We start from the raw sequence: 23,741 nt of genomic DNA, 5'->3' as shown, positions 1-23,741 counted from the left end.
AAACAATTTGAGCTAATCAAATTTCTTTTTATGGAGAGTTTGATCCTGGCTCAGGACGAACGCTGGCGGCGTGCCTAATACATGCAAGTCGAGCGAACAGAGAAGGAGCTTGCTCCTTTGACGTTAGCGGCGGACGGGTGAGTAACACGTGGGCAACCTACCTTATAGTTTGGGATAACTCCGGGAAACCGGGGCTAATACCGAATAATCTATTTTACTTCATGGTGAAATACTGAAAGACGGTTTCGGCTGTCGCTATAAGATGGGCCCGCGGCGCATTAGCTAGTTGGTGAGGTAACGGCTCACCAAGGCGACGATGCGTAGCCGACCTGAGAGGGTGATCGGCCACACTGGGACTGAGACACGGCCCAGACTCCTACGGGAGGCAGCAGTAGGGAATCTTCCACAATGGGCGAAAGCCTGATGGAGCAACGCCGCGTGAGTGAAGAAGGTTTTCGGATCGTAAAACTCTGTTGTAAGGGAAGAACAAGTACAGTAGTAACTGGCTGTACCTTGACGGTACCTTATTAGAAAGCCACGGCTAACTACGTGCCAGCAGCCGCGGTAATACGTAGGTGGCAAGCGTTGTCCGGAATTATTGGGCGTAAAGCGCGCGCAGGCGGTCCTTTAAGTCTGATGTGAAAGCCCACGGCTCAACCGTGGAGGGTCATTGGAAACTGGGGGACTTGAGTGCAGAAGAGGAAAGTGGAATTCCAAGTGTAGCGGTGAAATGCGTAGAGATTTGGAGGAACACCAGTGGCGAAGGCGACTTTCTGGTCTGTAACTGACGCTGAGGCGCGAAAGCGTGGGGAGCAAACAGGATTAGATACCCTGGTAGTCCACGCCGTAAACGATGAGTGCTAAGTGTTAGGGGGTTTCCGCCCCTTAGTGCTGCAGCTAACGCATTAAGCACTCCGCCTGGGGAGTACGGTCGCAAGACTGAAACTCAAAGGAATTGACGGGGGCCCGCACAAGCGGTGGAGCATGTGGTTTAATTCGAAGCAACGCGAAGAACCTTACCAGGTCTTGACATCCCGTTGACCACTGTAGAGATATGGTTTTCCCTTCGGGGACAACGGTGACAGGTGGTGCATGGTTGTCGTCAGCTCGTGTCGTGAGATGTTGGGTTAAGTCCCGCAACGAGCGCAACCCTTGATCTTAGTTGCCATCATTTAGTTGGGCACTCTAAGGTGACTGCCGGTGACAAACCGGAGGAAGGTGGGGATGACGTCAAATCATCATGCCCCTTATGACCTGGGCTACACACGTGCTACAATGGACGATACAAACGGTTGCCAACTCGCGAGAGGGAGCTAATCCGATAAAGTCGTTCTCAGTTCGGATTGTAGGCTGCAACTCGCCTACATGAAGCCGGAATCGCTAGTAATCGCGGATCAGCATGCCGCGGTGAATACGTTCCCGGGCCTTGTACACACCGCCCGTCACACCACGAGAGTTTGTAACACCCGAAGTCGGTGGGGTAACCTTTTGGAGCCAGCCGCCGAAGGTGGGATAGATGATTGGGGTGAAGTCGTAACAAGGTAGCCGTATCGGAAGGTGCGGCTGGATCACCTCCTTTCTAAGGATATTTTCGGAATACAAACCTAGGGTTTGTAAGATTACGTTTTGCGTTCAGTTTTGAAGGTTCATTCTTCTGAATGAAATACTTCAAAACTTGTTCTTTGAAAACTGGATAAAACGACATTGAAATTGTAACAAACACATTTATTTTTTAAGTTTTTTTATAGGCTTAATAATTTAAGAAGGTTTCAAGACACGAGTAGTTCTAGGAAGCAAACGAGAGAAGGAAGGAGCGTACCTATGTACGTGACTGACTGAACGAGTGAAGCTGACGACGAAATACGATGTGTATTGAAAGCTGTAGGTTAAGTTATTAAGGGCGCACGGCGAATGCCTTGGCACTAGGAGCCGAAGAAGGACGGCACTAACACCGATATGCTTCGGGGAGCTGTAAGTGAGCTTTGATCCGGAGATTTCCGAATGGGGGAACCCACTACGTTTAATCGCGTAGTATCTTGACGTGAATACATAGCGTCTTGAAGGCAGACCCAGGGAACTGAAACATCTAAGTACCTGGAGGAAGAGAAAGAAAAATCGATTCCCTGAGTAGCGGCGAGCGAAACGGGAAGAGCCCAAACCAAGAGGCTTGCCTCTTGGGGTTGTAGGACACTCAATACGGAGTTACAAAAGAGCGAGTTAGATGAAGCGACTTGGAAAGGTCCGCCAGAGCAGGTAAAAGCCCTGTAGTCGAAAGTTCGTTCTCTCCTGAGTGGATCCTGAGTACGGCGGAACACGTGAAATTCCGTCGGAATCCGGGAGGACCATCTCCCAAGGCTAAATACTACCTAGTGACCGATAGTGAACCAGTACCGTGAGGGAAAGGTGAAAAGCACCCCGGAAGGGGAGTGAAAGAGATCCTGAAACCGTGTGCCTACAAGTAGTTAGAGCCCGTTAATGGGTGATAGCGTGCCTTTTGTAGAATGAACCGGCGAGTTACGATTACGTGCGAGGTTAAGCTTTAGAAGGCGGAGCCGCAGCGAAAGCGAGTCTGAATAGGGCGAATTAGTACGTGGTCGTAGACCCGAAACCAGGTGATCTACCCATGTCCAGGGTGAAGGTGAGGTAACACTTACTGGAGGCCCGAACCCACGCACGTTGAAAAGTGCGGGGATGAGGTGTGGGTAGCGGAGAAATTCCAATCGAACTTGGAGATAGCTGGTTCTCTCCGAAATAGCTTTAGGGCTAGCCTCGTGATGAGAATACTGGAGGTAGAGCACTGTTTGGACTAGGGGGCCATCCCGGTTTACCGAATTCAGACAAACTCCGAATGCCAGATATTTATACACGGGAGTCAGACTGCGAGTGATAAGATCCGTAGTCAAAAGGGAAACAGCCCAGACCACCAGCTAAGGTCCCAAAGTAATCGTTAAGTGGAAAAGGATGTGGCGTTGCACAGACAACCAGGATGTTGGCTTAGAAGCAGCCATCATTTAAAGAGTGCGTAATAGCTCACTGGTCGAGTGACGCTGCGCCGAAAATGTATCGGGGCTAAACGATTCACCGAAGCTGTGGATTGACATCTATGATGTCAGTGGTAGGAGAGCGTTCTAAGTGCGTTGAAGTCAGATCGGAAGGACTGGTGGAGCGCTTAGAAGTGAGAATGCCGGTATGAGTAGCGAAAGACGGGTGAGAATCCCGTCCACCGTATGACTAAGGTTTCCTGAGGAAGGCTCGTCCGCTCAGGGTTAGTCGGGACCTAAGCCGAGGCCGATAGGCGTAGGCGATGGACAACAGGTTGATATTCCTGTACCACCTCCTCACCGTTTGAGAAATGGGGGGACGCAGTAGGATAGGGTAAGCGCGCCGTTGGTTGTGCGCGTCCAAGCAGTAAGGCGTGTGTGTAGGCAAATCCGCACACTGTAACGTTGAGCTGTGATGGCGAGTCCGTATGGACGAAGTTCCTGATTTCACACTGCCAAGAAAAGCCTCTATCGAGGTGAGAGGTGCCCGTACCGCAAACCGACACAGGTAGTCGAGGAGAGAATCCTAAGGTGTGCGAGAGAACTCTCGTTAAGGAACTCGGCAAAATGACCCCGTAACTTCGGGAGAAGGGGTGCTCTTGAGCGTGCAAGCGCATGAGAGCCGCAGTGAATAGGCCCAGGCGACTGTTTAGCAAAAACACAGGTCTCTGCAAAACCGTAAGGTGACGTATAGGGGCTGACGCCTGCCCGGTGCTGGAAGGTTAAGAGGAGTGGTTAGCGCAAGCGAAGCTGCGAATTGAAGCCCCAGTAAACGGCGGCCGTAACTATAACGGTCCTAAGGTAGCGAAATTCCTTGTCGGGTAAGTTCCGACCCGCACGAAAGGCGTAACGATCTGGGCACTGTCTCAACGAGAGACTCGGTGAAATTATAGTACCTGTGAAGATGCAGGTTACCCGCGACAGGACGGAAAGACCCCGTGGAGCTTTACTGTAGCCTGATATTGAATTTTGGTACAACTTGTACAGGATAGGTAGGAGCCAGAGATCTCGGAGCGCCAGCTTCGAAGGAGGCGTCGGTGGGATACTACCCTGGTTGTATTGAAATTCTAACCCATGCCCCTTAGCGGGGCAGGAGACAGTGTCAGGCGGACAGTTTGACTGGGGCGGTCGCCTCCTAAAAGGTAACGGAGGCGCCCAAAGGTTCCCTCAGAATGGTTGGAAATCATTCGTAGAGTGTAAAGGCACAAGGGAGCTTGACTGCGAGACCTACAAGTCGAGCAGGGTCGAAAGACGGGCTTAGTGATCCGGTGGTTCCGCATGGAAGGGCCATCGCTCAACGGATAAAAGCTACCCCGGGGATAACAGGCTTATCTCCCCCAAGAGTCCACATCGACGGGGAGGTTTGGCACCTCGATGTCGGCTCATCGCATCCTGGGGCTGTAGTCGGTCCCAAGGGTTGGGCTGTTCGCCCATTAAAGCGGTACGCGAGCTGGGTTCAGAACGTCGTGAGACAGTTCGGTCCCTATCCGTCGTGGGCGTAGGAAATTTGAGAGGAGCTGTCCTTAGTACGAGAGGACCGGGATGGACACACCGCTGGTGTACCAGTTGTCTTGCCAAAGGCATCGCTGGGTAGCTATGTGTGGACGGGATAAGTGCTGAAAGCATCTAAGCATGAAGCCCCCCTCAAGATGAGATTTCCCATTACGCAAGTAAGTAAGATCCCTCAAAGACGATGAGGTAGATAGGTTCGAGGTGGAAGTGTGGTGACACATGGAGCTGACGAATACTAATCGATCGAGGACTTAACCAAAATGTTTGAAACATTCAATGCACGTTTATCCAGTTTTGAAAGAACAAGAAAGTTTTTTCAAAAAAAGCTTGCAATTGTAACGAAAATACGTTATAATAAATCTTGTCTTTAAAATAGTCTAGTGATGATGGCAAAGAGGTCACACCCGTTCCCATACCGAACACGGAAGTTAAGCTCTTTAGCGCCGATGGTAGTTGGGGGCTTCCCCCTGTGAGAGTAGGACGTCGCTAGGCATTATACCCAGGAGGATTAGCTCAGCTGGGAGAGCACCTGCCTTACAAGCAGGGGGTCGGCGGTTCGAGCCCGTCATCCTCCACCATTTGCCGGTGTAGCTCAGTTGGTAGAGCAACTGACTTGTAATCAGTAGGTCGTGGGTTCGACTCCTATCGCCGGCACCATAGTTTTGAGCCATTAGCTCAGTTGGTAGAGCATCTGACTTTTAATCAGAGGGTCGAAGGTTCGAGTCCTTCATGGCTCACCATTTAATTGCCAACAAAATATGCGGGTGTGGCGGAATTGGCAGACGCACTAGACTTAGGATCTAGCGCCGCAAGGCGTGGGGGTTCGACTCCCTTCACCCGCACCATTTTTAAGAATTTCATATTGCCAGGATAAATAAATCTTATGCACATGCGGAAGTAGTTCAGTGGTAGAACACCACCTTGCCAAGGTGGGGGTCGCGAGTTCGAACCTCGTCTTCCGCTCCAAATGTGCCGGGGTGGCGGAACTGGCAGACGCACAGGACTTAAAATCCTGCGGTAGGTGACTACCGTGCCGGTTCGATTCCGGCCCTCGGCACCATTTTTTATAATTAGCGCCCGTAGCTCAATTGGATAGAGCGTCTGACTACGGATCAGAAGGTTATGGGTTCGACTCCTGTCGGGCGCGCCAAATTAATATTTATCGGAATGTAGCTCAGCTTGGTAGAGCACTTGGTTTGGGACCAAGGGGTCGTAGGTTCGAATCCTGTCATTCCGACCACTTTATGGGGCCTTAGCTCAGCTGGGAGAGCGCCTGCCTTGCACGCAGGAGGTCAGCGGTTCGATCCCGCTAGGCTCCACCATAAAAGATAACCAGTATAAAGATCCTGGCGGCGTAGCTCAGCTGGCTAGAGCGTACGGTTCATACCCGTAAGGTCGGGGGTTCGATCCCCTCTGCCGCCATCTTAAAGGACCTTTAGCTCAGTTGGTTAGAGCAGACGGCTCATAACCGTCCGGTCGCAGGTTCGAGTCCTGCAAGGTCCACCATTTATATAATTACGGAGGTATACCCAAGTCTGGCTGAAGGGATCGGTCTTGAAAACCGACAGGCGGGTAACACCGCGCGGGGGTTCGAATCCCTCTACCTCCTCCAGTTTTATTTCTATAAATGGTGCTTGAAAAACTCGAAAAGAATATTATTAACGCGGGGTGGAGCAGTGGTAGCTCGTCGGGCTCATAACCCGAAGGTCGTTGGTTCAAATCCGGCCCCCGCAACCAAATGGTCCCGTGGTGTAGCGGTTAACATGCCTGCCTGTCACGCAGGAGATCGCCGGTTCGATCCCGGTCGGGACCGCCATTTTTAAAAAATATGGGTCAGTAGCTCAGTTGGTAGAGCATTAGATTGAAGCTCTAAGTGTCGGCGGTTCGATTCCGTCCTGACCCACCATATTTGCGGGTGTAGTTTAATGGTAAAACCTCAGCCTTCCAAGCTGATGTCGTGAGTTCGATTCTCATCACCCGCTCCAAGGGCCTATAGCTCAGCTGGTTAGAGCGCACGCCTGATAAGCGTGAGGTCGATGGTTCGAGTCCATTTAGGCCCACCATTATTCCGAAGTAGCTCAGTTGGTAGTAGCACCTGACTGTTAATCAGGTTGTCGCAGGTTCGAGTCCTGCCTTCGGAGCCATTTTTTTTGTGGGGAAGTACTCAAGAGGCTGAAGAGGCGCCCCTGCTAAGGGTGTAGGTCGGGTAACCGGCGCGAGGGTTCAAATCCCTCCTTCTCCGCCATTGGCCCGTTGGTCAAGTGGTTAAGACACCGCCCTTTCACGGCGGTAACACGGGTTCGAATCCCGTACGGGTCATACTAAAAGCAGTAGATGTAATTTACATCTACTGCTTTTTTTTGTATAAGAATAGTTTTTGAGATTTCAATAATTTCCTCTAAACAATTATGAATTAAAGTCTTCAGAGGCGATTATGCTGAGACATAATCGATATTGAACATCACAACATGTTTACCTAGAGCTATAATAAACAAACGTCTACCAGAAATGAGTAGACGTTTTGCCATTTAAGTGCTTAACAGCATTCTTTCAAGTGAGCTACGTGCTTCTTCAGCAGTGTGAGCATCTACTCGAATACGATTATGTGGTTGCCCCTTTTCTATACTTTCTAAGGACCAAAGTAGATGGGGGAGGTCAATTCGATTCATTGTAAGACAAGGACAGAAATTCTCATTTAAAGAGATAATATGCTTATCAGGGTGCTGCTTAATAATCCGATTAACAAGATTCATTTCAGTACCGATTGCCCATGCTGAACCACTCGGTGCCTTATTAATCGTATCGATAATGTATTTTGTAGAACCTGCATCATCTGCAGCGGCAACAACCTCGCGACTACATTCAGGATGAACAATGATACGCATATTTGGATACACTTTACGCACAAGCTCCGTATGTTGAACTGTAAAACCTTCGTGTACAGAGCAGTGTCCCTTCCATAAGATGACTTGAATGTTTTCTGGAGACTGATCTGTCTCAAGTATATTTGTATGAGGATTCCAAACTGCCATATTTTCAAGCGGTATTCCTAAATCATACGCAGTATTTCTACCTAAATGTTGATCAGGTAAAAAGAAAATACGTTGTTTTTGTGTAAATGCCCATTTAACCATTTCTTTTGCATTGGACGATGTAACACAGGCCCCTCCATGCCTTCCCGTAAATGCTTTAATGGCAGCAGTAGAATTGACATATGTTAGCGGGATAATGGTATCCCCGAAAAGCTGTTGTAAAATAGACCATGCTTGTTCTGTTTGATAAATGTCTGCCATATCGGCCATTGAACAGCCTGCTCGCATATCAGGTAAGTAAACATGCTGCTGTTCTGTTGTAAGCATATCAGCCGTTTCCGCCATAAAATGTACTCCACAAAATACTATATGTTTAGCTTCTTTATTAGCAGCTGATAATTGAGCAAGCTGTAAAGAATCCCCTGTTACATCTGCAAATTGAATTACTTCATCTTTTTGATAATGATGCCCAGGGATGAAGAGTTTCCTTCCTAATTTCTTTTTTATAGCGATAATGCGACCTTCCATTTCATTTTTAGATAATGCACGATAATGATTTGGTAGTAGTGACGTTTGTTGTAATAAACTAGTGATGGACAAGGGGATTAGCTCCTTTCGTTTGTACAAGTGCACTAATATCAAAAGCTTTTACTGAATGTGTTAACGCTCCAAGCGAAATCCATTGAATGCCTGTTTTAGCATAGGTGTTTAAGTTTTGAAGAGTAATGCTTCCTGAAGCTTCTGTAACGATATGTGGGGGAACGGCAAGAAGCCATTCATGTATTTCTTCAGGGCTGCGATTATCAAACATAATAATGTCTGCACCAGCTACAATTGCTTCAACTAGCTGTGCTTTTGTTTCGATTTCCACTTCGATTTTAATGGTGTGACCGATTTTCTCACGGGCTGTTTGTACGGCCTTGGTTATACTACCTGCAAACGCAATATGATTATCTTTTAGCATTATCGCATCATATAATCCATTACGATGGTTGTAGGCGCCACCGATTCTAACAGCATATTTATCTAACATACGCAGGCCAGGCATGGTTTTGCGAGTATCGCATATTTTCGCATTCGTACCTACTGTTTCACGTACTGCTAAATTCGTAGCTGTAGCGATAGCAGACATGCGCTGGATTAGATTCAATATTACCCGTTCACCAATTAATAATTTTTGAAGAGGACCTTGAATAACAGCGAGAACATCACCGGCATTTACTTCATCACCATCTTTTTTATAAAGTATAATATCCATTGATCGGTCCAGTAGAAGAAATCCATGCTCAATGATGATGGCTCCACAAAAAATGCCGCTTTCCTTCGCATAAAAAGAAAAAGATCCCTGCTGTTCTGGAGAAAAAATAAATTCACTCGATAAATCCCCATCGCCTATATCCTCATTAAAAAAATGTTTTAGCAATTCCTCAAGTTTGATGATATTCATATAATGAATTCCTCACTTTCATCTGTCCTTGTTGAAAAATGATCCAGCGGTTTGCCCACTCATGATCATTGTTTGTTTTATCAATGCGAATATGTGCTCCGCGAGTTTCTGTTCGTGTAAGGGCTGCGTGTACCATTAATGTAGCGACAATATGCATCATGTAAAGTTCGAGTTCCTGTCGATTCAAGCCATCTAAATCAACTTGTAGAAGTGTTTGTATTGAGGGCAATTGTTGTACGAATTGTTCCATATCGATTGGATTTCGCACAATGCCTAATGTGTTCATCATCATTTGTCGTAGTTTATCTTTTGTAAATAATGATGGCATTGTTTGTTGGTGATGTTTGTCATCAATTAAGAAATTATTTTGCTTACAACCTTTTTGAATAATGTATTGGGCAGTTCTTTGTCCAAACGTAATTCCTTCTAAAAGAGAGTTACTAGCTAAACGATTGGCACCATGTACCCCAGTACAAGCAACTTCTCCAATTGCAAATAGATTAGGAATAGTTGTTCTTCCTTTGTCATCAGCAACAACACCCCCCATTAAGAAATGGCTACCTGGTACTACAGGAATTAATCCATCGTGTAAATTAACATGATTGTCATAGCAAAGCTGAGCAATCGTAGGGAATTTTTCTTCAAAGTGCTCGATACTTGAAATATCAATAAATGTTTCCTGTCCAGCAGCGCGTTTATTAAATAATGCATGTGCAGTAACATGGCGTGGTGCTAAATCCAACTGTTCATGTATACCTTTCATTATGGGATGACGCTGTGCATCGACAAATTTTCCCCCGGCGCCACGCACAGCCTCAGAGACTAATCCTTTGGCCTCACCTTCACACCAAAGTAAGCTAGGGTGAAATTGCATAAATTCCATATCACTGATGGCAGCTCCTGCACGATATGCTAAAGCGATACCATCTCCAGTATTCGTTGCAAAATTGGACGTACAAGAATAAAGCGCGCCGGCACCACCTGTTGCGAGAATGACGTGGTGGGCAAGGTAGCGCTTCGTTCCCTCTGCTCCCTTTGTAAGAACGCCAACACAATCCCCATTTGTATTCAATAAAAGCTCGTAAGCCATTTCATAGCAATTCACAACGATATTAGATGTAAGTTGATTGAGTAAATAATCTATCATTACTTGGCCAATACGATCACCACCTGCATGTAAAATACGGTGATGACTATGTGCACCTTCTAAGCCTAGAGCAGGTGATCCATCAACTTGTCGATCGATAGGGAAGTCCCCATTTAATAGATTACGCATAATTTCTGTGCCGTTTTCTATTAGTACTTCAACATTCCTTCTTTCATGATGATATTCACCAGCAGTCAACGTATCAGCGATATGAAACTTTGGATGATCTTCTTGACTTGTAACGGTAGCAATACCACCTTGAGCACGATAAGAACTACTCATTTTAATTGAACATTTTGTAACTATCTGAACTTGAAAATGTCCTTCGAGTAGTCGAGCAGTTTGAAGTGCAGCAACACCGCTACCAATAATAAGTACATCTGTCATTACATCCATTCAAATACCTTCTTTACAGTTGTCTTGACACATATCTTTACATAAAATAAAGGAGAAAACAAGACCTGATGAACTAGAAAGGAAGAATAAGATGATTTATTTGGATTACGCTGCAACCTCTCCAATGTCTCCAAAAGCGCTTAAAGCATATTGTGAAGTAGCGAAGCAGTATTATGGAAATAGTGCAAGCTTACATGATCTAGGAGGGCAAGCACATTATTTTGTTGAACAGGCAAGAGCTGTTGTAGCAAAATCTCTTGGAGTAAACAGTGATGGTGTGATTTTTACTGGAAGCGGAACGGAGGGCAATTTAATTTCGATTTTGTCGTTAGCTTTAGCAACAAATAAAGGCAAGCATATTATTTCATCACAAGCTGAACACACATCCGTACATGCTGCGTTAAATACTCTTGAAAAAATGGGTTTTGTGGTCACGAAGTTACCTTTACAGCAAGATGGTTGTATTCATGTGGAGCAATTACGAGCAGCAATACAAGAAGATACAGCTTTAATCACGATCCAACATGTAAATTCAGAGATAGGTTCTATTCAACCTATTGAAGAAATAGCCGAGATTGCAAAACAATCAAACGTTCTTTTGCATGTCGATAGTGTACAGTCCTTCTGTAAACTTCCGTTAAAACAAAAAGTAGATGCTATTACTGTATCAGCTCATAAAATAGGTGGGCCAAAAGGGTGTGGAGCTATCTATATTAATCCTGAGCTCTGTGTTCCGGCATTAGCACCGGGTTTGACACATGAGCGTGGGTTAAGGGGAGGTACCTTGGATACACCAGCCATTGTTGCTTTTGCTACGGCCATTGAAGTTTATCAATATGAGCGTCAACACTATGAAGCATTACGTCAATATTTTCAGAAAAATTTACCGGAGACGTGTCAGATAATTGAGTGTAAGGAGCAATTGCCTAATATTTGTGGTGTATTGATGAAAAGGGTAGAGGGGCAAAATGTTTTGCTAAAATTAAATGAAGCGGGAATATGTATTTCCACAGGAAGTGCCTGTGATATTCATAGTGAATCTGGTACAAAGGCGATTTTATCAATGGGCTATTCTATGGAAGCGGCACGCCAATTTTTTAGAATATCTTTTGGTCCTGCAACAACATTTGAAGAAATTGATCGATTACAAATGGCGCTTTCCATAATTTAGTGCATTTCAGAATAAAAAAGTAAAGGATAGGATTAAAAATGAAATTTTATAATAAAATAATATAGAAATTATAAATTAACAGGCATGTTCATGATTTATAAAAGATTTTTTGTATTCATTTTTGTAGCTGATTGGAGCGAAAGGTTACTCAAGTACTTCTGTCGAAGAGCAAAGATTCCCAAGGAAAAAATAACAAGGCTTGATGTTTGCCCGCAGGAAGGAGTTAGCTTATTGTGAAAATCAGCATCCTTTTATTAAATAAAGGGAATAAAAATAGCGAATCAATCTATTTGATAAATTAATTGTTTTCTTTTAATTGAACAATTGCTATAATAAATAGTAGAGTAATAATTTCTCTTTCGAAACGAAAATATCTTCATAAAGTAATAATTTCTTTTTTTTATAAAAAAGTGTTGCACAATGCGAGAAAACGTTATACAATAATTCTTGTCTTGAAGGACAGGTAATAAACTTCAAAACAAAATACATAAGAGTTTCAAAATACAACGTATATTGAAAACTGTTAATAGTCTAGTGATGATGGCAAAGAGGTCACACCCGTTCCCATACCGAACACGGAAGTTAAGCTCTTTAGCGCCGATGGTAGTTGGGGGCTTCCCCCTGTGAGAGTAGGACGTCGCTAGGCATTATACCCAGGAGGATTAGCTCAGCTGGGAGAGCACCTGCCTTACAAGCAGGGGGTCGGCGGTTCGAGCCCGTCATCCTCCACCATTTGCCGGTGTAGCTCAGTTGGTAGAGCAACTGACTTGTAATCAGTAGGTCGTGGGTTCGACTCCTATCGCCGGCACCATAGTTTTGAGCCATTAGCTCAGTTGGTAGAGCATCTGACTTTTAATCAGAGGGTCGAAGGTTCGAGTCCTTCATGGCTCACCATTTAATTGCCAACAAAATATGCGGGTGTGGCGGAATTGGCAGACGCACTAGACTTAGGATCTAGCGCCGCAAGGCGTGGGGGTTCGACTCCCTTCACCCGCACCATTTTTAAGAATTTCATATTGCCAGGATAAATAAATCTTATGCACATGCGGAAGTAGTTCAGTGGTAGAACACCACCTTGCCAAGGTGGGGGTCGCGAGTTCGAACCTCGTCTTCCGCTCCAAATGTGCCGGGGTGGCGGAACTGGCAGACGCACAGGACTTAAAATCCTGCGGTAGGTGACTACCGTGCCGGTTCGATTCCGGCCCTCGGCACCATTTTTTATAATTAGCGCCCGTAGCTCAATTGGATAGAGCGTCTGACTACGGATCAGAAGGTTATGGGTTCGACTCCTGTCGGGCGCGCCAAATTAATATTTATCGGAATGTAGCTCAGCTTGGTAGAGCACTTGGTTTGGGACCAAGGGGTCGTAGGTTCGAATCCTGTCATTCCGACCACTTTATGGGGCCTTAGCTCAGCTGGGAGAGCGCCTGCCTTGCACGCAGGAGGTCAGCGGTTCGATCCCGCTAGGCTCCACCATAAAAGATAACCAGTATAAAGATCCTGGCGGCGTAGCTCAGCTGGCTAGAGCGTACGGTTCATACCCGTAAGGTCGGGGGTTCGATCCCCTCTGCCGCCATCTTAAAGGACCTTTAGCTCAGTTGGTTAGAGCAGACGGCTCATAACCGTCCGGTCGCAGGTTCGAGTCCTGCAAGGTCCACCATTTATATAATTACGGAGGTATACCCAAGTCTGGCTGAAGGGATCGGTCTTGAAAACCGACAGGCGGGTAACACCGCGCGGGGGTTCGAATCCCTCTACCTCCTCCAGTTTTATTTCTATAAATGGTGCTTGAAAAACTCGAAAAGAATATTATTAACGCGGGGTGGAGCAGTGGTAGCTCGTCGGGCTCATAACCCGAAGGTCGTTGGTTCAAATCCGGCCCCCGCAACCAAATGGTCCCGTGGTGTAGCGGTTAACATGCCTGCCTGTCACGCAGGAGATCGCCGGTTCGATCCCGGTCGGGACCGCCATTTTTAAAAAATATGGGTCAGTAGCTCAGTTGGTAGAGCATTAGATTGAAGCTCTAAGTGTCGGCGGTTCGATTCCGTCCTGACCCACCATATTTGCGGGTGTAGTTTAATGGTAAAACCTCAGCCTTCCAAGCTGATGTCGTGAGTTCGATTCTCATCACCCGCTCCAAGGGCCTATAGCTCAGCTGGTTAGAGCGCACGCCTGATAAGCGTGAGGTCGATGGTTCGAGTCCATTTAGGCCCACCATTATTCCGAAGTAGCTCAGTTGGTAGTAGCACCTGACTGTTAATCAGGTTGTCGCAGGTTCGAGTCCTGCCTTCGGAGCCATTTTTTTGTGGGGAAGTACTCAAGAGGCTGAAGAGGCGCCCCTGCTAAGGGTGTAGGTCGGGTAACCGGCGCGAGGGTTCAAATCCCTCCTTCTCCGCCATTGGCCCGTTGGTCAAGTGGTTAAGACACCGCCCTTTCACGGCGGTAACACGGGTTCGAATCCCGTACGGGTCATACTAAAAAGCAGTAGATGTAATTTACATCTACTGCTTTTTCATTGTTAAGAGAAACTATAGGTTTTTTTCCTGTGGATAACCTTAAGCCTAGTCGTCGTCTAGGCTTAAGCGCTAATCCTGTAGGTCGCTTTGATCCATCGGGCAAAAGTGGTGTAGCGTTTACTTTTGCTTCGGGCTCTCCAGCGCTTTAGCGCATTTGTTTTTTATGATTCTTTGTTGTTCCATAAACGCATCATTTGCTGTTTCCCCAGTCACTTTCTAGGCAAGTTATTAAATTGTGTACGGCTCCATTCAATTACTTCCTCCGATATCTTATCAAAATTGTTTTTCAATGGGCAGAATTCACGTAGTAATCTATTCACATTGGCATTCCTCTAACACTTGAAAATAGCTAAATTCTTTAAACGATCTGTTGTTGCGGTTTAGATAGCACCTTTTGGTAGTTGTTCATGTAGGGGAGGTGAATAGCACGCTCAAGTCTTCGTTAAGCAATTTGGATAAAAATTCCTACATACCAACATATCATTCGTTCAATAAATGTTGCTATATAACCTTTTGCTTTATCCTAATAAGACTACTAAAAAACATTTCTGATCATCCTCGTCACTATCAATATAAGTAGTCAATAAAAATTGTGCAATTTCATATAAAAAATGGACAAACAAACTAAATGTAACTTAACTTTGCTAATTTCATCATTTATTACACAAATAATCCATGGTAAATGACGATAATATTGGTATAATCTTTGGAATATATCTATCTTTCTTTTATAATGGAGATGAATAGAATTCGTAGGGGGTTATAAAAGTGAAAAAAAAGCAAAGTAAATGGATTGTAAGTACAGCAGCTGCTGCATTGGTTGCCGCAGCTATTGTACCTACTGCAAGTGCAGCAAACTTTACAGATATTGCAAAAAGTGACCACAAAGAAGCCATTTTAGCATTAGCAGATGCAAAAATTATAGGTGGATATCCAGACGGCTCATTTAAGCCAAACGCGGTCCTTACTAAAGGAAATGTAACGAAATTTTTAGGGAAATGGCTTGTATCTGAAAACTTCCAAGTGCCAGCAGATTACAATAAAAAAGTACGTTTTACGGACTTGCCTACATCTACAAAAGATAAAGAATTACTACAATATGCAGCGCTTATAAATGATACTGGTATTTACAAAGGTACTAATAACAAGTTATTACCTTCCGAAAAAATCTCACGTGAACAAATGGCGTCTATCTTAGTACGTGCGATTGAAACAGTTTACGATATCGATTTAATTACGATGTATAAAAAAGAAAACTATAAATCTTCTATTATAGATTTAAAATCAGCTTTACCAGAAAATCGAGAAGCTATTATTGCATTAGAATACGCAAAGATTACAAATGTAAAGACATTTAATCCGAAAAATACATTAACACGTGGTCAATTTGCGTCATTTTTACATCGTTCAATGATGAATATCAATGAAATGATCAAAAAACCTGAAGTGCCATTACTTATCCAAACAGTTAAAGTTGTCGATGCAACTACACTACAGGTAACATTAACAGATGGGTCAAGTCACAAGGTTACATTAGCAACGCCGCTTATTGAAAATGTGGAAACTAAAGTGGATTTCAAAATTAATAACAAACCATATTCCGCTGTTGTTACATATGAAGTCAATGAGCTAAAAGTACAATCAGTTGAGGGAATCAATGCTTCACAGATTAAAGTAGTTTTCAACCAAGCAATTGATCCAAACTCTGTGTTAAAAGCAGATGGGAAATTACAAGATAATATTGTAGCTTTCTCTAATGTGGATACTTTAAAAGCACTAACAGTTGTGAAAACAGAAATCAGTGCTGATAAAAAATCAATCATCTTTACAATGAATGAGCCACTAAAAGGTACACATCGTTATGTGTTAAATAACATTAAATCTGAAAAGGGCACAATGCTTACTAAAGTAGATGCGAATTTCGTCATTGCTGGGGATACACAAGCGCCTACTATTATAGGGACAACGCAAGGAAACAATTCTTCCATCGTTAAAGTGCAGTTTTCTGAGCCAATGGCAGCATTTCCTAATGAACGCATTCAATTTACATTACCAAATGGTACAAAGGTAGCGAATGTAGTAGGCAGCATTGAGCAAAACAAAACGGAAGCAACATTTGACTTATCAGCAGCAACTGTAAATGGTAGTTATTTATCACCTGGTACAGATGTGCAGATTACATTCGTAGCGGCAACAGATTTATCAGGAAACATAATTTCACCGAACCCTTCTACTGTAACAGTGAAAAAGGGAAATAAGGATGGTATTGCACCAACATTATCTTCAGTTACACAAACTGGACCAAATACGTTCCAGCTATTGTTCTCAGAGGAGATTCAACAACTTTATCCATACGATCTTTCAATTAAAAGTGGTCAAACTTTTATTTCTGTGAACAAAGTAGAGAAAGACCCTAAAAATGGTCGTTTATTTAATGTTACCGTTGATCCAAAAAATTCACTTCAAGGAATTACAACGATCGGGACAGCTTCTAGCCGTGTGATTACCGACTTATCAGGTGAAACGGCAACATTCTCAACAGTGTATAACTTTATAAAAGATGATAAAGCGCCTGTCTTAATGAATTCTGAAATTGTTTACGAGGATAATGTAGAATATTTACAATTGACTTTCGATAAGCCAGTACAGTTAGGAGCTTACGCAAAAGCATCATTTACAGGGAGCTATATGAATAACCACATTTTGTATGAGTTATCAAGAGGGCCTCAAAGTGATATGCATATCGTAAAGGATCAACCTACAAAATTACGTGTTAAAGTAGCAGGTCTGCTAGGCCCTTATGATTTAAAGGGAGCTTCTTATGATGGCAAACTAACTTTATTTAATGTTACAAATTCATATGGTGTGCCGATCAATGAAGTGCAAAATGTAAAATTTACACGTAATGGTGATTTAAATATTAATGGAAATAAACTTACATTATTGCCGAACAATCCAATTCAAACATCGGCAACAGATTATTCTATAAAAGATAATAATGTTGTTTATTTAAATTTCAATTATCCTGTTGATGCAGCACTTGCTCAAAACGTTCAAAATTATACGATTGATAATGCTCAGGTAGAAAGTGCAGTGGTAGAGGCATCCAATTTAAATCGTATTAAGCTCACATTGAAAAAAGATTCGAATTATTTTAATGGCATACGTAATCTAACGATTAGAGGCTTAAGAGCAGCTAACTCTATGGAATCATTCGATGAGGTGCGAACAACAGTTAATCTTAAAGAAAATATTGCACCAAAGATTGTGAATGTGAATGTGAGCAATTCACAAACATTAGAGCTTGTTTTCAGTGAGCCAGTCATAAACGTTAATAGTACGGACTTTGATGTTAATGTGAATGGTTATTCGGTAGCAGCAAGTACCTATAGTTCCTATTCACAAGGAAATGACAAAGTGTTAGTTACAATACCACAGAGTGGCTATTTATTTGAAAATGGTAGAACTGTTACGATTCAAGCTTCACCTCGTAATGCTATTATGGATTCCAATGGGAATAAGTTAGATTTCACTTCACAAACAATTACAGTACAAAAATAAATAACAGGGATTTAACGAGAATTTCCTAAGACGTAATGTTTGTGAAATCCTCAGTATAAAAAATAGCATGCTAGATGTATGATCAGCATGCTATTTTCTTATGTGATTTTATATTAATGGGAGATAAACGGTGCTTTGTGTATGTACTGGGGGTTATTTATATGATCAATGATAAAGGTAGCTATATCTTGATTCGTAATTTTTGTACCAGGCATATCAATAAGGTTTTCCTTAATTTGATATGATTTCAAGCTATCTTTTACAAATGGCAATCTAATTAGTGTCCATTCGATCTGTTTACTATTTAACAGAAATTCCCATTCTGATTTTTTATCCTGCATCATTTTTTGAAGGAAAACTTCAAACATCTTTGCCCCAAAGCGATTTAATATACTTTTTTTATCATTATTAATTGTTAGAGAGCCACCAGAAACACCTATATATCGATTAATGTTTAATTCATTCATCACAGCAAAAATAGTTTTCGTTACTTTACTATATATTTGTTCTCCTTTAGTTGGTTGACCAAATGTATTAATGACGATTTTACAATCTTTAAGAAGCTCTCGGATACTATCTATATCTTGTACTTGGCCTTTCACTATTTCAATTTTCTCATTTGTATACAGTAATCTTTCCGGACTTCTAACAAGCATCCGAACATGGTATCCTTTCTGTATTGCATGAGTTGCTATATGTCTTCCTACTTTCCCTGTTCCTCCAATTATAGCTATCTTATAAGGGCTATCCATAATATACCTCCTACTAAGCGTAATAGTAGATATACCAACAAACCTTAAAAAAGGTTTCATATTTCCCTATTTTTTACTAAGTTATGTAAAATCGGTCTCGCTACTGAGAATCTGAGATGACATGTATTAAAATGTATGCCATGGCTATAAGATGATTGGATGAAGGCTGACCTCCCCTAGAAAGTGCCCGGTCGGAACGGAAATCAACCCTATGCTAGAGTGATGAGCTTACTATCGATATGTATGGTAATTTTTGTGTTTAGCGATTCTATAAGCTAAAATAATGATAGAACAAAAACTAGGGGGATATGGATGGGGAAATTATTATGGGCTAATAATCAACAATATTTGTTGCAGAAGAACGTCGAACAAGTCTTACCTTTTCTACGTGATTTTTCACAGGAACAAGTAAAGCGTGTTAGTAGATTTCAGCGTACATATGCGAAATTTGAAAGAACACCTTTACGAAGCTTAGATGCTTTTGCTTTGTTAGTTGGAGTACAAAGTATTTTTGTAAAAGATGAATCTTATCGATTTGACTTAAATGCATTCAAAGTATTAGGTGGTGTTTATGCAATTGGGCAATACGTTGCCAAAAAGTTAGGTAAGAGTATTGATGAGCTATCGTTTGAGCGACTAAAATCACCAGAAATAAAGGAGCGGCTAGGGGACTTAACATTTATTTCAACGACAGATGGCAATCATGGTCGTGGAGTGGCTTGGGCTGCTAGAGAGCTTGGTTTGCAAGCGCGCATTTATATGCCTGCTGGAAGTGCGGCGGAGCGCCTGCAAAATATTAAAAATGAAGGTGCATATGCTGAAATAACGACAATGAATTATGATGATACAGTTCGTTATACTTCTCAGCTTGCAAAAGAAAATGGCTGGGTCGTTATTCAGGATACGATGTGGGAAGGCTATGAGGAAATTCCTTTATGGATTATGCAAGGCTATACAACGCTAATAAAAGAAGTCGTTGAGGAGTTGGAAAAGGCACCTACCCATGTATTTTTACAAGCTGGGGTTGGATCTTTTGCAGGGGCAGTTGTAGCTTTCTTAGAACAATATTATGAGCAAGAGATAACATTTGTCTTAGTTGAGCCTGATGTAGCGAATTGCTATTATGAGAGCTTTAAAGCAGGTACTGAGCAGTTTGTAACAGTTGGCGGAGAGATGCAAACAATTATGGCAGGGCTTGCTTGTGGTGAGCCGAATCCACTAGCTTGGGAACCTTTAAAGACTTATACGAAGGTGAGTATCTGCTGTGATGAAGAAGTTGCTGCGACTGGTATGCGTATTCTAGGTCATCCATTAGCAACAGATCAACGAATTATTGCTGGAGAATCAGGAGCTGCCCCAGTTGGATGTTTTTATGAATTGATGACGAACAGGCAATATACAGAACTGAAAGAGACATTACAATTAGATGAAAATTCTCGGGTATTATTTATCAATACTGAAGGTGACACAGATGTAGAAAACTACAGAAATATTGTGTGGCACGGAAAGTATGCGAAAAATTAATACTAGAAAAGCAAACTAGCATGAACATGAAAAGGCTAGTTTGCTTTTTTTTATTTGTAATGAACAAAAATGAATTTAGAATTGCATTATTTTCTGTTGACCTTAACGTTGCGTAAAGGTTTACAGTAGCATTAGTGGAGGTGAGAAAGTGTGGAATATACAATCCAAGAGCTTGCTCAGTTATCAGGGGTTAGCACAAGAACCCTGCGTTATTACGATGAAATTGGATTACTGAAGCCAGCAAGAACCAATGAAGCAGGCTACCGATTTTATGGACAGTTTGAGGTTGATATGCTCCAGCAAATTTTATTTTATAGAGCATTAGATATGAAGCTAGCAACAATTCAGGAAATTATTCAAGCACCTGATTTTCAACATACAGAGGCACTCAAGACTCATCGTACTGCTTTACTGCAGCGCAAGGAGCAGCTTGAAAAGATATTACAAACAGTGGAAAAAACAATTCAATCGATTGAGGAGGAACAACCAATGACAAATGAAGAGAAATTTAATGGCTTTAAAGAGAAGCTAATCGAAGAAAATGAAAAGCAATATGGTCAAGAGATTCGTTCAAAATATGGAAATCAAACGGTTGATGCATCGAATGCTAAGTTCAGAAATATGACAGAGGAACAGTATGAGGCAATGCAGCAGCTAGAACAGCAATTATTTGCTCGTTTAAAAGAAGCGATGGAAATCGGCGATACCAAAAATGATGTGGCAATGGAGGTAGCGGAGCTTCATAAGCGTTGGCTAAGCTTTTCATGGTCACAATATTCTAAAGAGGCACATGCTGGTATAGCACAGATGTATATTGCAGATGAACGATTTACAGCTTATTATGACGAGCGTATTTCTCCGGGAGCCACAACATTTTTGCATGATGCTATAATCAATTTCGCTTTGGTGTAATTATACGAAAAAAATAAGTGATTCCTCCTTATGCTTTAATGTTTTAGAAATATTAATTTAGGAAAAAATGAAGCATGAGGAGGAGATTTTTTTGAACCCACAAGTAATGGAAAAATTAAAACAGCAATTAGAGCAGGAACTACAGGAAATAGAAAATCAACTTGAGGAATCAGAGCGTCCACAAGCGACAGAGCTATCTAATTATGATAATCATCCGGCTGACAATGCGAGTGATTTAACGGATCAGCTAACGGAAATGGCAATTGATGAGCACCGTGGTGACAATGCTGAGGAAATAAAGCGCGCACTGCAAGCAATGGCGGACGGTACATATGGCAAATGCGCTATATGTGGTGAAGAGATTCCGATTGGTCGCTTAGAAGCTATGCCGAAAGCTTTGACATGTGTGGAGCATGCAGAACAAAGAGAAGACGGTTTAAGACCGGTGGAAGAAGACGTGTTGTCTTCAACACCAAGATCGGATGATTTCATAGAGCTTGAGGAATTTGGCTCTTCTGATACACCTCAAGATAAAAGTTAGTAAGCATTTCCTCTCACAAGCAGTATAATAGCTGTATGAGGTGAGAATATGGAAATAATTGATTTACACTGTGATGCACTATTGAAATTAAGCACTTTAGAAACAGCAAAATTTGAGGATGATTTACGGTTGCATGCCAATCGAGGAAGATTACATCTAGGGCAAGTAAAGGCACAAGTATTTGCTATTTTTATCGATCCTAACATTCCACAAAGTATGCAGTTTTTAGAGGCAATGCGCCAAATTGAAGCTTTTCATACACATGTATTACAAACTGAGGGAATGGTGCATATTACTAATTGGTCACAATTAGATACTTTAGCTCCACATGAAATTGGAGCCATCTTAAGCTTAGAAGGCTGTGGCCCAATCGCTGACGATTTAGCAAAGCTTTCCGTTATATTAGACGCGGGTGTCAAGCTTGTTGGACTTACATGGAATGAAGAAAATGCTGTAGCCCACGGTGCTGAACAGGATGCAAGTCTTGGCTTAAAACCATTTGGTAAAGAAGTTGTAAACTTGCTAAATGAACGAGATATTATTATTGATGTTGCTCATTTAAATGAACAGAGCTTTTGGGATGTGTTGCCACTAGCGAAGCATATAATTGCGAGCCATAGTAATGCACGGGCAATTTGTGATCATCCAAGAAATTTAACGGATGCTCAGGCAAAAGCACTCGTAGAGCATGGAGGGCATATTCATGTCGTTTACTACCCGACTTTTATCAGTGATGATGCTACGTTGGATGATTTAGTTGCACATGTGAAGCATCTAGCGAAATTAGTAGGAGTAGAGCATCTTGGTCTAGGTTCAGACTTTGACGGGATAGATGCTACTGTAAATGGATTGGCACACGCTGGAGAGGCGCAAAATTTACTAGAGGCATTACGTGAGCATTTTTCAGTCGAAGAGGTTCGTGGTATAGCAAGTAATAATTTTCGACGCTATGTAAAAAATGTAGCAACCCGTTAAGGCTGCTACATTTTTTACTGGTGTATCTTAATAACAGAAATATTGAATTAATAAACCTATTCCTAAGAGGAAGCCGAAGAATGTATTTGTTTGCGCTGTAAATTTCATCGCAGGCATCACTTCCTTGGCTTCTTTTTTATCGCGGAAAATTTGAATCGCACGAAGTGGCTTTGGAACACTTAAGAAAATGAGTAAAGCCCAAAAAGTAATACCATCAATTGCTACAAGAGCGATTACCCATAAGTACGAAACAACAAAAAAGCCAGAAAGCACAGAAATCGCATTATCACGCCCCACTAAAATAGCAAGTGTTTTTCGACCACCCTCTGTATCACCAACGATATCACGAATATTATTGGACAGCATGATGGCACCGACTAAAATCATACTTGGTACTGAAAGTAAAACAGCATCAAGTGTCACAGTAAGTGTTTGAATATAAAAGGCGATTAAGATAATACCCATTCCCATAACAGCACCAGATACAAGCTCTCCAAATGGTGAATAAGCTATAGGGTATGGTCCTCCCGTATATAAAAAACCAATAAGCATACAAACAAGCCCGACTGCAGCAAGCCACCAAGAAGTAGAGGCACATATGTATATGCCAAGTAGCATAGCGATTGCATAAAAGCTTAAGGCAATGATCATAATTGTTTTTGGTTGGACACCGTGACGCACAATGGTTCCGCCGATACCGACAGAATGTTCATTATCTAATCCTAGCTTGTAATCGTAATATTCATTGAACATATTCGTTGCTGCTTGAATAAGCATACTTGCAATGAGCATAGCAAAAAATAGTCCAAAATCAATTGTTTGTTTTTCAATTGCTAGGGCAATTGCTGTTCCTAAAAATACAGGAACGAATGAAGCGGTTAAAGTATGTGGACGTGTTAAATGCCACCAAACTTTAAAACCCCTATCAGCTTCAATGACTTTGGTCATAAGGTCTTTCTCTCCTTCGAATGTTGTGGACTCTTCTTATTTTATACGAAGAATGAGAAATTGGGTAGGTTCACAGCTTATTACATACAGTTCAGTAAAAAAAATGATACAATAGAACATGCATTTATGAACTGGAAACAACAATTAGGAAAATCGCAACAGTACGAAGAATAGGCTGTCAAACAAACAATGACCGCTATTTTAACAAAGAAATATGATGTGGTGAAAATATAATCGCTCACTTCATTAAGTAAAGTCTCGGTCAA

At 42.4% G+C, this 23,741-nt stretch carries 11 protein-coding genes, 40 tRNA genes and 4 rRNA genes; 50 read left to right on the top strand and 5 right to left on the bottom strand.

From position 1 onward, the window contains the following. Window positions 1-27 precede the first annotated feature (27 nt). The 23 genes from AB9L17_RS19665 (at window position 28) to AB9L17_RS19555 (ending at window position 6,872) form a co-directional block, all read left to right on the top strand. Window positions 28-1,579, top strand: a 16S ribosomal RNA gene (locus AB9L17_RS19665). Window positions 1,580-1,884: 305 nt separating this feature from the next. Further along, window positions 1,885-4,812, top strand: a 23S ribosomal RNA gene (locus AB9L17_RS19660). Window positions 4,813-4,929: 117 nt separating this feature from the next. Then, window positions 4,930-5,045, top strand: a 5S ribosomal RNA gene (gene rrf, locus AB9L17_RS19655). The 16S, 23S and 5S rRNA genes sit together here with 20 tRNA genes alongside, the layout of an rRNA operon. A 10-nt stretch (window positions 5,046-5,055) precedes the next feature. Further along, window positions 5,056-5,131, top strand: a tRNA-Val gene (locus AB9L17_RS19650). Window positions 5,132-5,134: 3 nt separating this feature from the next. Continuing rightward, window positions 5,135-5,210 (top strand) — tRNA-Thr (locus tag AB9L17_RS19645). A 7-nt stretch (window positions 5,211-5,217) separates the two neighbouring features. Next, window positions 5,218-5,293 (top strand) — tRNA-Lys (locus tag AB9L17_RS19640). Between the two features lie 20 nt (window positions 5,294-5,313). Next, a tRNA-Leu gene (locus AB9L17_RS19635) sits at window positions 5,314-5,398 on the top strand. Window positions 5,399-5,444: 46 nt separating this feature from the next. Then, window positions 5,445-5,519: transfer RNA gene (locus AB9L17_RS19630), tRNA-Gly, on the top strand. Between the two features lie 5 nt (window positions 5,520-5,524). Further along, window positions 5,525-5,613, top strand: a tRNA-Leu gene (locus AB9L17_RS19625). A 13-nt stretch (window positions 5,614-5,626) separates the two neighbouring features. After that, window positions 5,627-5,703, top strand: a tRNA-Arg gene (locus AB9L17_RS19620). A 13-nt stretch (window positions 5,704-5,716) separates the two neighbouring features. Continuing rightward, window positions 5,717-5,793: transfer RNA gene (locus AB9L17_RS19615), tRNA-Pro, on the top strand. Between the two features lie 6 nt (window positions 5,794-5,799). Then, window positions 5,800-5,875: transfer RNA gene (locus AB9L17_RS19610), tRNA-Ala, on the top strand. A gap of 26 nt (window positions 5,876-5,901) precedes the next feature. Beyond that, window positions 5,902-5,975: transfer RNA gene (locus AB9L17_RS19605), tRNA-Met, on the top strand. A 7-nt stretch (window positions 5,976-5,982) separates the two neighbouring features. Next, window positions 5,983-6,059: transfer RNA gene (locus AB9L17_RS19600), tRNA-Ile, on the top strand. A 13-nt stretch (window positions 6,060-6,072) separates the two neighbouring features. Then, a tRNA-Ser gene (locus AB9L17_RS19595) sits at window positions 6,073-6,165 on the top strand. Between the two features lie 50 nt (window positions 6,166-6,215). Next, a tRNA-Met gene (locus AB9L17_RS19590) sits at window positions 6,216-6,290 on the top strand. Window positions 6,291-6,293: 3 nt separating this feature from the next. Continuing rightward, window positions 6,294-6,369 (top strand) — tRNA-Asp (locus AB9L17_RS19585). A 14-nt stretch (window positions 6,370-6,383) separates the two neighbouring features. Next, window positions 6,384-6,459 (top strand) — tRNA-Phe (locus tag AB9L17_RS19580). 5 nt (window positions 6,460-6,464) lie between these two features. After that, a tRNA-Gly gene (locus tag AB9L17_RS19575) sits at window positions 6,465-6,538 on the top strand. Window position 6,539: 1 nt separating this feature from the next. Beyond that, window positions 6,540-6,616, top strand: a tRNA-Ile gene (locus tag AB9L17_RS19570). A 4-nt stretch (window positions 6,617-6,620) separates the two neighbouring features. Continuing rightward, window positions 6,621-6,697, top strand: a tRNA-Asn gene (locus AB9L17_RS19565). Between the two features lie 10 nt (window positions 6,698-6,707). After that, window positions 6,708-6,798: transfer RNA gene (locus AB9L17_RS19560), tRNA-Ser, on the top strand. Window positions 6,799-6,800: 2 nt separating this feature from the next. Continuing rightward, window positions 6,801-6,872: transfer RNA gene (locus tag AB9L17_RS19555), tRNA-Glu, on the top strand. A 209-nt stretch (window positions 6,873-7,081) separates the two neighbouring features. Here the strand turns inward: AB9L17_RS19555 and nadA are convergent. The 3 genes from nadA to nadB are packed head-to-tail and all read right to left on the bottom strand — an operon-like array spanning window position 7,082 to window position 10,575. Next, a complete protein-coding gene (gene nadA / locus AB9L17_RS19550; RefSeq protein ID WP_068986921.1) occupies window positions 7,082-8,185 on the bottom strand; it encodes a quinolinate synthase NadA in 1,104 nt (367 codons plus the stop codon). Further along, a complete protein-coding gene (nadC, locus tag AB9L17_RS19545) occupies window positions 8,172-9,032 on the bottom strand; it encodes a carboxylating nicotinate-nucleotide diphosphorylase (RefSeq protein WP_068986922.1) in 861 nt (286 codons plus the stop codon). The genes nadA and nadC overlap by 14 nt, the downstream gene beginning before the upstream one ends. Then, window positions 9,013-10,575: an L-aspartate oxidase gene (nadB, locus tag AB9L17_RS19540; protein WP_375199669.1), complete on the bottom strand. Its 1,563-nt coding sequence runs from the start codon at window positions 10,573-10,575 to the stop codon at window positions 9,013-9,015. Before nadB ends, nadC begins: the two co-directional genes overlap by 20 nt. 91 nt (window positions 10,576-10,666) lie before the next feature. Here nadB and AB9L17_RS19535 point away from each other — a divergent pair, with 91 nt between their 5' ends. From AB9L17_RS19535 to AB9L17_RS19425, 23 genes are all read left to right on the top strand, one after another. Continuing rightward, window positions 10,667-11,746 carry a cysteine desulfurase family protein gene (locus tag AB9L17_RS19535; RefSeq protein WP_068986924.1) on the top strand — a complete coding sequence of 360 codons (1,080 nt, stop codon included), beginning with the start codon at window positions 10,667-10,669 and terminating at the stop codon, window positions 11,744-11,746. A 530-nt stretch (window positions 11,747-12,276) separates the two neighbouring features. Beyond that, window positions 12,277-12,392, top strand: a 5S ribosomal RNA gene (rrf, locus tag AB9L17_RS19530). A 10-nt stretch (window positions 12,393-12,402) separates the two neighbouring features. After that, window positions 12,403-12,478: transfer RNA gene (locus AB9L17_RS19525), tRNA-Val, on the top strand. Window positions 12,479-12,481: 3 nt separating this feature from the next. After that, window positions 12,482-12,557: transfer RNA gene (locus tag AB9L17_RS19520), tRNA-Thr, on the top strand. Window positions 12,558-12,564: 7 nt separating this feature from the next. Then, window positions 12,565-12,640: transfer RNA gene (locus AB9L17_RS19515), tRNA-Lys, on the top strand. A gap of 20 nt (window positions 12,641-12,660) precedes the next feature. Beyond that, a tRNA-Leu gene (locus AB9L17_RS19510) sits at window positions 12,661-12,745 on the top strand. A 46-nt stretch (window positions 12,746-12,791) separates the two neighbouring features. Then, window positions 12,792-12,866, top strand: a tRNA-Gly gene (locus AB9L17_RS19505). A gap of 5 nt (window positions 12,867-12,871) precedes the next feature. Next, window positions 12,872-12,960, top strand: a tRNA-Leu gene (locus AB9L17_RS19500). Window positions 12,961-12,973: 13 nt separating this feature from the next. After that, window positions 12,974-13,050, top strand: a tRNA-Arg gene (locus AB9L17_RS19495). A gap of 13 nt (window positions 13,051-13,063) precedes the next feature. After that, a tRNA-Pro gene (locus AB9L17_RS19490) sits at window positions 13,064-13,140 on the top strand. Window positions 13,141-13,146: 6 nt separating this feature from the next. Continuing rightward, window positions 13,147-13,222: transfer RNA gene (locus AB9L17_RS19485), tRNA-Ala, on the top strand. A 26-nt stretch (window positions 13,223-13,248) separates the two neighbouring features. Then, window positions 13,249-13,322: transfer RNA gene (locus AB9L17_RS19480), tRNA-Met, on the top strand. 7 nt (window positions 13,323-13,329) lie between these two features. Continuing rightward, window positions 13,330-13,406, top strand: a tRNA-Ile gene (locus AB9L17_RS19475). A gap of 13 nt (window positions 13,407-13,419) precedes the next feature. Next, window positions 13,420-13,512, top strand: a tRNA-Ser gene (locus AB9L17_RS19470). A 50-nt stretch (window positions 13,513-13,562) separates the two neighbouring features. Next, a tRNA-Met gene (locus tag AB9L17_RS19465) sits at window positions 13,563-13,637 on the top strand. Window positions 13,638-13,640: 3 nt separating this feature from the next. Then, window positions 13,641-13,716 (top strand) — tRNA-Asp (locus AB9L17_RS19460). 14 nt (window positions 13,717-13,730) lie between these two features. Further along, window positions 13,731-13,806: transfer RNA gene (locus AB9L17_RS19455), tRNA-Phe, on the top strand. 5 nt (window positions 13,807-13,811) lie between these two features. Further along, a tRNA-Gly gene (locus tag AB9L17_RS19450) sits at window positions 13,812-13,885 on the top strand. A 1-nt stretch (window position 13,886) separates the two neighbouring features. Continuing rightward, window positions 13,887-13,963 (top strand) — tRNA-Ile (locus AB9L17_RS19445). A 4-nt stretch (window positions 13,964-13,967) separates the two neighbouring features. Continuing rightward, window positions 13,968-14,044 (top strand) — tRNA-Asn (locus AB9L17_RS19440). A 9-nt stretch (window positions 14,045-14,053) separates the two neighbouring features. Then, window positions 14,054-14,144, top strand: a tRNA-Ser gene (locus AB9L17_RS19435). A gap of 2 nt (window positions 14,145-14,146) precedes the next feature. Further along, window positions 14,147-14,218 (top strand) — tRNA-Glu (locus AB9L17_RS19430). Window positions 14,219-15,030: 812 nt separating this feature from the next. Beyond that, window positions 15,031-17,823: an S-layer homology domain-containing protein gene (locus AB9L17_RS19425; RefSeq protein ID WP_375199668.1), complete on the top strand. Its 2,793-nt coding sequence runs from the start codon at window positions 15,031-15,033 to the stop codon at window positions 17,821-17,823. 113 nt (window positions 17,824-17,936) lie between these two features. Here the strand turns inward: AB9L17_RS19425 and AB9L17_RS19420 are convergent, their stop codons facing one another. Beyond that, window positions 17,937-18,575 (bottom strand): NAD(P)-dependent oxidoreductase, encoded by a 639-nt coding sequence (locus tag AB9L17_RS19420; protein WP_223556807.1) that lies wholly within the window; start codon window positions 18,573-18,575, stop codon window positions 17,937-17,939. A 312-nt stretch (window positions 18,576-18,887) separates the two neighbouring features. On the opposite strand from AB9L17_RS19420, the gene dpaL reads away from it, so the two are divergent. The 4 genes from dpaL to AB9L17_RS19400 all read left to right on the top strand — a co-directional run bounded on the left by dpaL (window position 18,888) and on the right by AB9L17_RS19400 (window position 22,527). Next, complete coding sequence (dpaL, locus tag AB9L17_RS19415) at window positions 18,888-20,099, top strand: diaminopropionate ammonia-lyase (protein WP_375199667.1); 1,212 nt, start codon at window positions 18,888-18,890, stop codon at window positions 20,097-20,099. Between the two features lie 150 nt (window positions 20,100-20,249). Then, window positions 20,250-21,011 carry a MerR family transcriptional regulator gene (locus AB9L17_RS19410; RefSeq protein ID WP_068986888.1) on the top strand — a complete coding sequence of 254 codons (762 nt, stop codon included), beginning with the start codon at window positions 20,250-20,252 and terminating at the stop codon, window positions 21,009-21,011. Between the two features lie 91 nt (window positions 21,012-21,102). Beyond that, window positions 21,103-21,552 (top strand): TraR/DksA C4-type zinc finger protein, encoded by a 450-nt coding sequence (locus AB9L17_RS19405; RefSeq protein WP_068986887.1) that lies wholly within the window; start codon window positions 21,103-21,105, stop codon window positions 21,550-21,552. 48 nt (window positions 21,553-21,600) lie between these two features. After that, window positions 21,601-22,527, top strand: a complete 927-nt coding sequence (locus AB9L17_RS19400) for a dipeptidase (protein ID WP_068986886.1) — start codon at window positions 21,601-21,603, stop codon at window positions 22,525-22,527. A gap of 27 nt (window positions 22,528-22,554) precedes the next feature. Here the strand turns inward: AB9L17_RS19400 and AB9L17_RS19395 are convergent, their stop codons facing one another. After that, the gene (locus AB9L17_RS19395) at window positions 22,555-23,475 is read right to left on the bottom strand and encodes a 1,4-dihydroxy-2-naphthoate polyprenyltransferase (RefSeq protein WP_068986885.1); all 921 of its coding nucleotides are present in this window, start codon (window positions 23,473-23,475) and stop codon (window positions 22,555-22,557) included. Window positions 23,476-23,741: the final 266 nt, after the last annotated feature.

It is taken from the genome of Lysinibacillus sp. RS11 (genome assembly GCF_042019215.1).
GTDB classification, from domain to species: Bacteria; Bacillota; Bacilli; order Bacillales_A; family Planococcaceae; genus Lysinibacillus; species Lysinibacillus xylanilyticus_A.
Note: the sequence above shows the minus strand (reverse complement) of the source record. Positions and strands in the feature narration are given on the sequence as shown.